This window comes from Micromonospora noduli (assembly GCF_003264475.1).
GTDB classification, from domain to species: domain Bacteria; phylum Actinomycetota; class Actinomycetes; order Mycobacteriales; family Micromonosporaceae; genus Micromonospora; species Micromonospora noduli.
Window position 1 is genome coordinate 264,116 of record NZ_PYAC01000023.1, and the last position, 10,989, is coordinate 275,104.

Genomic DNA, 10,989 nt, shown 5'->3' on the forward strand with positions numbered 1-10,989 from the left:
TGAAGCCGTCCGGGTGCTGCACACTGGCGCCGTGGATGCTGGACAGGACAGGCGGCCCTCGGGCGGCGACGGCGGGTTGCGCTCCGCGGTGGTGGTCAACCCGGTCAAGGTCGACGATCTCGACGAGTTGCGTCGTACCGTCGACGACGCCCTGACCGCGGCCGGCTGGCCCGCGCCGCAGTGGTACGAGACGACCGTCGACGACCCCGGTCGCGGCCAGACCGAGCAGGCCGTCAAGGCCGGCGTCGACCTGGTCTTCGCCTGCGGGGGCGACGGCACCGTGATGTCCTGCGTCAGCGGGTTGGTCGGCACCGATGTCGCCCTCGCCGTGCTGCCGCAGGGCACCGGCAACCTGCTCGCCGCCAACCTGGGGCTCTCCACCGACCTGGCCGCCGGGTTGCAGGTCGCCGTCGAACGCGGCCGACGGCTGCTCGACGTCGGCGCTGTCGAGGACAAGTACTTCACAGTGATGGCCGGCATGGGCTTCGACGCCCAGATGCTCGAAGCCACCAACGAGACCACCAAGGCCCGCATCGGCTGGCCGGCGTACGTGATGGGTGCCGCCCGCCACCTACGGGACCGGCCGATGCGGGTGCAGATCCGCATCGACGACCGGCCGCCGGTGCGCCGCCGGGCCCGTTCGGTCCTGATCGCCAACGTCGGCCGCCTGCAGGGCGGCGTGACCCTGCTGACCGAGGCCGAGCCGGATGACGGCTGGCTCGACGTCGCCGTGCTCACCCCGCGCAACCTGCGGCACTGGCTCGCGCTCGGCTGGGCGGTGATCCGCCGCAGCGGCCAGGTGCCGCAGCTGGAAATTTTCCGGGGCCGGCGGGTGGTGGTCACCAGCAACCGGGCGCAACCTCGGGAGTTGGACGGCGACCTGATCTCCCCGGGCCGCCAGCTGCGCGCGGAGGTCCGGCCGCAGGCGCTCTGGCTCTGCGTCCCCCAGCCCGAGGACGCTCCCGACCTGGCCGTCGACGCGCAAGGTGCCGGGGAGCGGGGCGAGCAGCTGATCGAGGAAGCACGCAGTGAGTAGCACCCGCATCGTGCCGGAGACCCGGCTGATGGCCGATGAGGAGCTGTCCGCCGACGACGCCTGGCACACTCTGCGCGGGCAGGGTGGCTGGCACCTGCTGCGGGACGCGTTCATCCGGTTCCGCTACGGCGACGGGTTCAGCCACTCCCGGGCCTTCGCGCTGCAACTCTGCCTCGCCGTGGTGCCCTTCCTGATCGCCCTCACCGGCCTGATCAGCGAGCTGGGCGTCGAGGAGGGCGGCCAGGTGGTCGCCGACACCGTCCTGGCGCTCACCCCCGGCCAGAGCTCGCAGATGGTCTCCGAGCTGCTGGGCGAGGGCGAACGCGTCGAGGACGCCGGGGAGCTGGCGCTCACCCTCGGTCTGCTCACCGGTCTGTTCGCGCTCACCACCACGATGGCCCAGATCGAGCGGGGCGCCAACCGCATCTACGGCGTCGAGCGGGACCGCCCGGCCCTGCGCAAGTACCTGCGGGCCGCCGTGCTGGCCGTCACCGCCGGCCTGCCCGCGCTCGCCGGCTTCCTGATCCTGGTGGGCGGCGGCGCGATGGGCGACTCGGTCCGCGAACACTACGAGTGGGGCGAACTCGCCAACGGGATCTGGGACGTGATCCGGTTCCCGCTGAGTCTCGCGCTGACCGTCGTCGCCGTGGCCGTGTTGTTCCGACACGCGCCGCGCCGCAACCAGCCCGGCCTGTCCTGGCTGCTGTTCGGCGCCGGCATCGCCACGGCGCTGTGGTGGCTGGCCAGCCTGCTGCTCGCCGCGTACGTGCGGTTCAGTGACGGTTTCGGGCAGACCTACGGCGCCCTGACCGGCATGATGGCGCTGCTGCTCTGGGCCAACCTGACCGGGATGGCGCTCTTCGGCGGGCTGTCCTTCGCCGCCCAGCTGGAGGCGCTGCGCATCGGTGTGCAGGAGCCCGCCCAACCGGACCTGTGGGAGCCCGACCCGGACCGCGCCGAGCTCTACGACACCGGTGACATGTCAGCGCTCTGACGGCACCGGCGTGTACGACGGACGCGGATCGGGTAAAGCGCCTCGCCAGACAGATAAGGGAGGTGCGGGGTGACCGCGGTCAAAGAGGTGGCTCGCCGTCCGATCGGTCATTTCGCCGAACGGAGCATTGCCGGTCTGGTGGCCGTCACCGGTGCCGGGGTGGCCTTCGGGCTGCTGTTGTTGCTCGTCCGGGTGCAGTGGAGCCCGTTGCAGGATGTCGACCACGGGCTCGCCGAGTGGTTCAACGGGCTCGTCGCCCCGCACCACGCGCTGGTCACAGTGCTCCAGGCGGTGACGGACCTGGGCGGCCGACCGATCCTCATCTGGCTGGTCACCATCGCCGTGGTCGGGCTGCTGATCCGGCGGCAGCCTCGACTCGCCGTCTACCTGATCATCACGGGGGTCGGTGGCCTGATCCTCGACCCGTCACTGAAGACGCTTGTCGGCCGGCTCCGCCCGGTCGTGGACGTGCCGATCGCCAGCGCGCCCGGCAACAGCTTCCCGAGCGGGCACGCGCTCGGCTCGTTCGTCGCGTACGGAGCGCTGCTGCTGGTGTTCCTGCCGGCGATGGCGCCCCGCTGGCGTAAGCCGGCCATCGTCGGCGTCGGTGTGCTGGTGGCACTGGTCGGGCTGACCCGGATCGCGCTGGGCGTGCACTTCGTCTCCGACGTGCTGGCCGCCTGGCTGCTCGGGGCCGCCTGGCTGGGCGTCACCGCGTACGCCTTCCGACTGTGGCGGCAGGAGCGTGGCCGGCCGGTGCCGCCGTTGACCGAGGGCCTGGAGCCGGAGGCGGGGCACGACATCGCCCCCGCCCCGGCCGAGGAACACGTGCTGGCCCATCCCCGCTCGGCGGTGGCCGAGCTGCTGGTTGGCTGGGTGATCGTGTTCGGCGCGCTGTACGGCTTCGGCACGTACGTCAGCTACCACGCCAAGGGCACCTTCTTCGACACCCTCGACACCAAGGTGCCGCAGTGGTTCGCCGAGCGGCACACCGAGGTGCTGACCGACGTCAGCTGGTGGTGGAGCAAGTTCGGTGACACCCATGCCATCCTGCTGATCTCGCTGGTGTTCTGCCCGCTGGTGCTGGCCGTGTGGCGGCGCTGGCGCCCGGTGCTCTTCGTGGCGCTGGCGATGGTGGGAGAGTTGACCCTCTTCCTCGCGTCGGCCCGCGCGGTCGACCGGCCGCGTCCGCCGGTGGAGAACCTGGACGGGCAGATGCCCACCTCGTCGTTCCCGTCCGGGCACATCGCGGCCACGATCTGCGTCTGGCTGGCGATCACCCTCGTCGTCTTCCCGCGTACCGACCGGTGGTGGCGTTGGATCTTCGTGGCGCTGGCCGTGCTCATGCCGGTCGGGGTGGCCACCTCCCGGATGTACCGGGGGATGCACCACCCGACCGACTTCATGGGCGCGATCCTGCTCTCCGCGCTCTGGATCGGCTTGCTCTACCTGGTGATTCGACCGAACGAGGACCTGAAGGAAGGCAACCGACCGGCCATCGAGTCGGAGGACGTGGGCAGCCTCGACGACGAGCTGGCGCGGGCCGGCCGAGCTGACTAGGCGCCGCCGTCGTGCTGCGGGTGATGACCTGGAACATCCGTACCGGCGGCCGGGATCGCGGCGGCCTCGACCGGCTGGATCAGGTGGTCCGGGTCGTCGGCGAGCAGGCACCGGACGTGCTGGCCCTGCAGGAGTTGCGCGGCTTCGACCGGGACGGGCTGATGGCCGGCATGGCGGGCCGGGTGGGGATGGTTCCCCACCTGGCCCGGTCCTGCTTCGGGCAGCCGGTGGCGGTGCTGGTCCGGCCGCCGTACCGGATCATTGACGCGGGGTCGGTGCGCCGCCCGTTCCACCACGCCGCCGCCCGCGTCGTGGTGGCCACGTCCGCCGGCCCGTTCACAGTGCTCGGCACCCACCTCTACCCGTACTCCGGGGGCCGGCGGCGGATGGAGGTCGACTGGTTGGTCGCCGCGATGCGCCGCGACCAGGGGCAGCTGACACTGGTCACCGGTGATCTCAACTCGCTCGACCCGAGCGTCGACCACACGGCCCGGCTGGCCGGCATGCCCACCCTCTACCGGCGGCGGCACCTACGTCGCTCCGGCGGCGCCGTGGACACCCGCGCGATCGCCCGGCTGCTCGCGGCCGGTCTGGTCGACCTCTGGCCGTCGGGCAACGTCGACGCGCCGGAGGCCGCCGGCCACACCGTGCCCACCCGGCTCGGCGGGGCCGAGTTCGCCGGGATGCGGTTGGACTACCTGCTCGGCAGCCCGGCGGTGGCGCAACGCGTGCACGACTGTCGGGTGATCCGCGACGGCGCGGCGGCCACCGCCTCCGACCACTATCCGCTGCTCGCCACGCTGGAGTTGTCTCCCGGCTGACGCGTGCGGGGGCTCAGAGCACCAGATTCAGCAGGACGGTCAGCACCACCGACGCCACGATCGAGAAGAGAATCATCAGGAGGCAGCCGAGGCCCCCGCCGAGCGGGCGGATCTCCGTGTTGCCGAAGCGCATGATGTTCACCTGTCCGTGAGTGCGGGTTGAGGGGCGAGCAGGTGCCGGATCGCGTCCGCGACGGCAGTTGGGGCGGTGGTGACCACGTTGTGCGCGGCACCGGGAACGACCACCAGGGCCGCCTCCGGCACCAGCCGGGTCGCCTCGTCCCGCCACCGTTGCGGCACGACCGGGTCGCGGTCGCCGGTCACGACGGCTGTCGGCGCGCTGACCCGGACGAGGTCCGCCTCGATGGCATTCCGCACCGAGTGCGACAGCGTGGCAAGGACCCGCCAGGGCCGGGCGTTCCAGACGTCCCGTACCAGGATCGGGGCCTGTAGCGGCGCCTCACGCAGGCTGTCCACGAGCCAACGACCGAACTGACCCTGTCGGGACCGGGCCGCCGGGTCACTTGTCGGTCCGGCCAACACCAGCGCGCGTACCGCGTCGGGGTGGGTCGCGGCGACTGAGGCGGCCACCTCCGCGCCGAACGAGTGCCCCAGCAGGCAGACCGGCGGCAGTTGGTACGCGGCCAGCCAGGCGGCCAGGTGGTCGGCGTGCCGGCGGACGTCGTACGCGCCCCGGGGGTGTTCGGTGAGCCCGAAGCCGGGCAGGTCCGGCACATACACCTGATGGGTGGTGGCGAGCGCGACGGCCAGCGGGGTGAGATACCGGTGCGAGACCGCCAGGCCGTGGACCAGCACCACGGGTGGCGCCCCGGTCCCCGGGTCTGCGCTGCGGCGGGTGTGGGTGCGCAGCCCGTCGACGACCCGCCATTCGCTGGTCAGCCCGCCGGCTGGCCGGGGCGCGGCCATGGCGAGCCGCAGCTCGGCCGGCCCGAACCGGCCGACCGCGCTGCGGAGGGGCGACCCGGGCGGCCGGGGTGCCGCGCCTCGGTTCACAGCTCGCGCAACCGGGGCAGCAGTTGCTCCTGCGCCCAGTCCAGGAACATCGGCTGGCTCTCCCCACCCACCTGGATGATCGCCACGTGGGTGAAGCCGGCGTCGACGAACTTGCGGAACGCCTCGACGTGCGCGTCCACGTCCGGACCGCAGGAGATGCCCTCGGCGACGTCCTCCTCGCGGACGAACTGGGTGGCGGCGGCGAAGGACTCCGGGCCGGGCAGGTCGGCGTTGACCTTCCACCCCATTCCGAACCAGCGGAACTGGTCGTGCACGATCTTGCGGCACTCCGCCTCGTCGGGGCCGTAGCAGATGGCCACCTGGCCGTAGCGGGGTTGGCCGGCGCCTCCGGCGTCGTCGTACATCTCGATGATGTGCCGGTCGGGTTCGGTGGAGATGAGACCGTTGCCGTACTCGGCGGCCAGCGTCGCGGACTGTCGACCGGACGCGGCGACGGCCATCGGCACCGGCTGGTCCGGGCGGTCCCAGACGTAGGCGTCGGGCACGTCGAAGTGGTTGCCGGAGAAGGTCAGCGTCTCCCCGTTGAGCAACGGCCGGATGATCTGCAACGCCTCCTCGAACATCTCGTGCCGCTGCTGGACGTGCGGCCAGCCGCCGACCACGTGCTCGTTCAGGTTCTCCCCGGCGCCCAGGCCCAGGGTGAACCGACCGTCGGAGAGCGCGCCGATGGTGCTGGCTTTCTGCGCGACCACGGCCGGGTGGTAGCGGCGGATCGGGCAGGTCACGAACGACATCAGCTGCGCGCGGGAGGTGGCGTGGGCGACCGCGCCGAGCACCGACCAGGCGTACGGGGAGTGGCCCTGGGAGTCCAGCCAGGGGTAGTAGTGGTCGGACATCACCAGTTGGTCGAAACCAGCCGCCTCGGCCCGTACCGCATGGTCCACTAGCTGCTTGGGCCCGGCCTGCTCGCTCATCAGGGTGTAGCCGACGCTGACCATCCTGGTATCCCCTCTCGCTGACGGATCGTTCCCGGGATACCCCGGTGCACGGCGGTCAACCCTCCCGTCCGGTTCGGCTGCCGCAGTGCTTGACGGATCCCGGCCGCCTGCCTACCGTCGGTCTTAACCGGTTAAGAGCCGGGTGTGGCGCACATCCTGTGGTGGGGATGACCGCCCCGTGACGGCCCGCGTCCGCGTGGGCCGTTGCGGCTGTCCGGGCTGCGGGCCCGTCAACTGAACCGGTTGCGAGGATCAATCCATCGTCCTACGCTGATGCCTGCGCCGGGAGCCGGGCGCGGCTGCCGGGCTGCAGCCGCCTTCCCCTGTCACGTCCCACCCCTGTCGGGCACCGGGGGTCCTCCCTGAGGAAGGCCATGAAGACTCGACTCTCCGCCGCCGGCGCGACAGTGCTCGCGTTGCTCGTCACCGTGCTGGCGTTCGGCCAGCCGGCACACGCAGCGGCCGGTTTCTCCGTCGCTGGCGGCAAGTTGTACGACGCCAACGGCGCCGAATTCATCATGCGCGGCGTCAACCACGCGCACACCTGGTACCCGCAGCAGACCAGCTCGTTCGTCGACGTCAAGGCGCTCGGCGCGAACACCGTGCGGGTGGTGCTCTCCAGCGGCGACCGGTGGACCCGCAACACCAACGCCGACGTCGCCAACGTCATCTCGCTCTGCAAGGCCAACCGGCTGATCTGCGTGCTGGAGGTGCACGACACCACCGGGTACGGCGAGCAGAGCGGCGCGATCACCCTCGACCGCGCCGTCGACTACTGGCTCAGCCTCGCCGACGTCCTCGCCGGCCAGGAGAGGTACGTCATCGTCAACATCGGCAACGAGCCGTACGGCAACCAGAACTACGCCTCGTGGGCCACCGACAACGCCAATGCGATCAAGCGCCTGCGGGCCGGCGGGTTGACCCACACGATCATGGTGGACGCGCCGAACTGGGGGCAGGACTGGTCGTTCACCATGCGCGACAACGCCGCGTCGGTCTTCGCCGCCGACCCGGCCCGCAACACAGTGTTCTCCATCCACATGTACGGGGTGTTCGACACCGCCGCGGAGATCAGCGACTACCTGGGTCGGTTCCGCACCGCCGGGCTGCCCATCGTGGTCGGTGAGTTCGGCTTCAACCACTCCGACGGGAACCCGGACGAGGACGCCATCCTCGCGTACAGCCAGGCCAACGGGATCGGCTGGCTGGGCTGGTCGTGGAGCGGCAACGGCGGCGGCGTCGAGTATCTCGACCTGGCCACCAACTTCAACCCGGCGAGCCTGACCGACTGGGGTCAGCGCCTCTTCAACGGCGTCAACGGCATCCGGCAGACCGCCCGCGAGGCCAGCGTCTTCGGCGGCACCCCTCCACCGACGACGCCTCCGCCGACCACCCCACCTCCGACGACGCCTCCGCCGACCACGCCGCCACCGACGACGCCCCCGCCGAACGGTGGCTGCACGGCGACGTACACGGTGACCAACCAGTGGCAGGGCGGTTTCCAGGGTGAGGTACGGGTGACCGCCGGCACGAGGGCGATCACCGGCTGGACCGCCGGGTGGACCTTCGCCAACGGCCAGCGCGTCACCCAGTCGTGGAATGTGGCCCTCACCAGCAGCGGAACCACGGTGAGCGCCCGCAACACGGACTACAACGGACGGCTGGCCGCCGGGGCCAGTGCCAGCTTCGGCTTCCTCGGCAGTTGGACCGGCACCAACAGCCTGCCGGTCGTGAGCTGCACGGCGAGCTGACCGTCGGACCGGTGGCCGGGTCCGCGCCGGACCCGGCCACCGGAAACCGTCCTGGTCAGTGCTCCCCGGCCAGGTTCACGATGACCACCCCGGCAATGATCAGTGCGATGCCGGTGAGCTTGGCGAGCCCCACCGACTCACCCAGGAACACCGCCCCGATCGCCACGATGGCCGCGGTGCCCAGACCCGACCAGAGGGCGTACGCCACCCCCACGGGGATCTCCTTGACGGCCTGGGCCAGCAGGAGGAACGCCAGCGCGTAGCCGCCGAGGCACGCCACCGTCGGCCAGAGCCGACTGAACCCGGCGGTGCTCTTGATCAGGCTGGTCGCCACCACCTCGGCGAGGATGGCGATCCCCAGCAGCACGTACGCCATTCGTCCCCTTGGTCCTTCGTGGTCGATGAGCCTGTCGCCACCCAGGCTAGTGCCGGTGATGTCCCCGCCCGGCCGGCCTGTCGACGTCGCGCCGATCCGTCGGCGTCCGGCCGATCCGTGGTCATGCGGCGATCCGTTGGCATCCGGCCGACCCGTCGCGTGGCGTCAGTGCGGCCCGGAGAGTGACGTCCGTGCGGCCTCGGCAGCTGTCACAGAACGCCTTTGGAGCTGATGTCACAAACGAATCGGTTGTGGCGACGAAGCAGACTTCGCCAACGGATCAGACCCCATTGACAAGTCAGACCTCGTCATCGGATTGGCCCGGCGCCCTTCGCCTGGAGCCCTTCGCCCGGCGCCTGGAACCCTTCGCCCGGCGCCTGGAGCCCTTCGCCCGGCGCCTGGAGCCCTTCGCCCGGCGCCTGGCGCCTGGAGCCCTCCGCCTGGCGCCCGGCGCCCTTCGCCTGGCGCCCGGCGCGGTGGATGAATCGTTTACGGCATCAGCTCCAAAGCCGGCCCGGCACCCCACCCCACCCGCGCCGCCGCCGCTGTTGCGGGCCGCGCCGCTGTTGCGGGCCGCGCCGCTGTTCCTCGCGCTGTCGCCCCCGGCGGTGGCGTGGGAGAGGCTCGCAGGGTAGATCTTGGACACTTTCCGTTCCGCGCTGACGGAAACTGTCCAAGATTGCCAGCTGTGGCGGGGGAAGCTGCCTGGGTCGCGCCGCGGGGGACCAGTTGATCTCTGCCTTCACGGGAGATCAACAGTCTCGGCGGCCAGCCGGGCAGCTCGCATGGTCAGGTAGAGCTGTTCTGGACGGCTGCTCGTCCGGGCGGCGGCGATCCGGTAGTCGGCGACCGCCTGGGCCCGGTCGCCGGCCATCTCGTGCAGGTGGGCGCGGGCGGCGGCCAGCCGGTGGTGTCCGGCCAACTGCGGGTCGTGGGTCAACGCGTCGAGAGCCGCCAGGCCGGCGGCCGGTCCGTGCACCATGGCCGTCGCCACGGCCCGGTTGAGGGCCACCACCGGGCTGCCGGCCAAGCGTTCCAGCACCTCGTAGAGCGCCAGGATCTGCGGCCAGTCGGTCTGCTCGGTGCTCGACGCCTCGTCGTGCAGGGCGGCGATGGCGGCCTGCACCTGGTACGGACCGACCGGCCCGCGCGGCAGGGCCCGGGTGACCAGTGCGACGCCCTCGGCGATCGCCGTCGCGTCCCAGCGGCTGCGGTCCTGATCGGCGAGTGAGATCAGCTCGCCGGAGGGCCCGGTCCGCGCCGGCCCGCGTGCCTCGGTGAGCAGCATCAACGCCAGCAGCCCGGCCGATTCGCTGTCGTTCGGCAGCAGCGTGTGCAGCGCGCGGGTCAGCCGGATCGCCTCCGTTGCGAGGTCGACGCGGCGCAGGTCCGGGCCGGTGGTGCTGGTGTGCCCCTCGGTGAAGATCAGGTACAGCACCTGTCGTACGGCGACCAACCGGTCCGCCCGCTCCGCCGGCTCGGGCATCCGGAACGGCAGCCCGGATGCCCGGATGCGTTGCTTGGCCCGGCTGATCCGCTGCGCCATCGTCGCCTCGGGCACCAGGAACGCGCGGGCGATCTCGGCGGTGCTCAACCCACCGACGGCGCGCAGGGTCAAGGCCACCGCCGACGTCGGCGCGAGCGCCGGGTGGCAGCAGAGGAAGAGCAGGACAAGCGTGTCGTCCCGCTCGGCGGTCAACTGCTCGTCCGGGGCTGGCGCGTACCGCTGGTCGTCCGGATCCCGGCGGGCGACCAGGTCCTCCCGGCGGCGTCGGGCCTGCTCACCGCGGACCAGCTCGATCATCCGCCGGTAACCGACCTGGATCAGCCAGCCACGGGGGTTCGCCGGTAGCCCCTCGGTCGGCCACTGGGTGCCGGCGCCCAGCATCGCCTCCTGCACCGCGTCCTCCGCCGTGGCGAAGTCACCGAAGCGGCGGCTGAGCACGCCGAGGACCTGCGGCGCCAACTCGCGCAGCAGGTCCTCGATGCGGGGATCGGTGTTCAGCCCTCACAACTCCTGTGCCGGGGCGGACATCACCGGGTGCACCTCGATCGGCATGTTCAGCGGCCGGCCGCCGGGGCCGGGCGCCGTGGAGATGTGCGAGGCCAGCTCCACGGCCCGCTGCGGGCTCTCGCAGTCGACGATCCAGTAGCCGGCCAGGAACTCCTTCGTCTCGGCGAACGGCCCCTCGGTGACCACCGGCGTCCCGCCGTCACCAGCGCGGACAATCCGGGCCTGCTGCGGGCCGCCGAGGCCCTGCGCGTCGACCCACTCACCGGCGGCGGTCAGCTTGGCGTTGACCTCGCCCATGAAGGCGATGTGCGCCCGGACCTCGTCCTGGGTCCAGGTGTCGATGCTCGGGAAGTCGGTCCCGGCGGCGCTGAACTGCATCAGCAGCATGTACTTCATGGTTGGCTCCTCACGCCTGCGCACCGTCGTCGGTGCTCTCACAGTGAGGTAGAAGCGAGCCCCGCCGT

At 71.5% G+C, this 10,989-nt stretch carries 10 protein-coding genes; 5 read left to right on the top strand and 5 right to left on the bottom strand.

The window, feature by feature from the left end; genetic code table 11:
- Positions 1-31 precede the first annotated feature (31 nt).
- The 4 genes from MED15_RS23325 to MED15_RS23340 all read left to right on the top strand — a co-directional run bounded on the left by MED15_RS23325 (position 32) and on the right by MED15_RS23340 (position 4,411).
- Positions 32-1,036 (top strand): diacylglycerol/lipid kinase family protein, encoded by a 1,005-nt coding sequence (locus MED15_RS23325; RefSeq protein ID WP_112585589.1) that lies wholly within the window; start codon positions 32-34, stop codon positions 1,034-1,036.
- Entirely contained in the window at positions 1,029-2,030 is a 1,002-nt protein-coding gene (locus MED15_RS23330; RefSeq protein ID WP_091400795.1) for a YihY/virulence factor BrkB family protein, read from the top strand. The genes MED15_RS23325 and MED15_RS23330 overlap by 8 nt, the downstream gene beginning before the upstream one ends.
- A 69-nt stretch (positions 2,031-2,099) precedes the next feature.
- A complete protein-coding gene (locus tag MED15_RS23335; protein WP_112699431.1) occupies positions 2,100-3,590 on the top strand; it encodes a phosphatase PAP2 family protein in 1,491 nt (496 codons plus the stop codon).
- 11 nt (positions 3,591-3,601) lie between these two features.
- On the top strand, positions 3,602-4,411 hold the full coding sequence (locus MED15_RS23340) for an endonuclease/exonuclease/phosphatase family protein (RefSeq protein WP_112699432.1): 810 nt from the start codon (positions 3,602-3,604) through the stop codon (positions 4,409-4,411).
- Between the two features lie 138 nt (positions 4,412-4,549).
- On the opposite strand, the gene MED15_RS23345 is transcribed toward MED15_RS23340, so the two are convergent.
- A complete protein-coding gene (locus tag MED15_RS23345) occupies positions 4,550-5,425 on the bottom strand; it encodes an alpha/beta fold hydrolase (protein WP_244220549.1) in 876 nt (291 codons plus the stop codon).
- On the bottom strand, positions 5,422-6,384 hold the full coding sequence (locus MED15_RS23350) for a TIGR03557 family F420-dependent LLM class oxidoreductase (RefSeq protein ID WP_112699433.1): 963 nt from the start codon (positions 6,382-6,384) through the stop codon (positions 5,422-5,424). The genes MED15_RS23345 and MED15_RS23350 overlap by 4 nt, the downstream gene beginning before the upstream one ends.
- A 374-nt stretch (positions 6,385-6,758) precedes the next feature.
- Here MED15_RS23350 and MED15_RS23355 point away from each other — a divergent pair, with 374 nt between their 5' ends.
- The gene (locus MED15_RS23355) at positions 6,759-8,135 is read left to right on the top strand and encodes a cellulase family glycosylhydrolase (protein ID WP_112699434.1); all 1,377 of its coding nucleotides are present in this window, start codon (positions 6,759-6,761) and stop codon (positions 8,133-8,135) included.
- 55 nt (positions 8,136-8,190) lie between these two features.
- On the opposite strand, the gene MED15_RS23360 is transcribed toward MED15_RS23355, so the two are convergent.
- From MED15_RS23360 to MED15_RS23375, 3 genes are all read right to left on the bottom strand, one after another.
- Complete coding sequence (locus tag MED15_RS23360; RefSeq protein WP_112585076.1) at positions 8,191-8,511, bottom strand: DMT family transporter; 321 nt, start codon at positions 8,509-8,511, stop codon at positions 8,191-8,193.
- Positions 8,512-9,253: 742 nt separating this feature from the next.
- The gene (locus tag MED15_RS23370) at positions 9,254-10,516 is read right to left on the bottom strand and encodes an RNA polymerase sigma factor (RefSeq protein WP_112736932.1); all 1,263 of its coding nucleotides are present in this window, start codon (positions 10,514-10,516) and stop codon (positions 9,254-9,256) included.
- 3 nt (positions 10,517-10,519) lie between these two features.
- On the bottom strand, positions 10,520-10,921 hold the full coding sequence (locus MED15_RS23375) for a YciI family protein (protein ID WP_112585080.1): 402 nt from the start codon (positions 10,919-10,921) through the stop codon (positions 10,520-10,522).
- Positions 10,922-10,989: the final 68 nt, after the last annotated feature.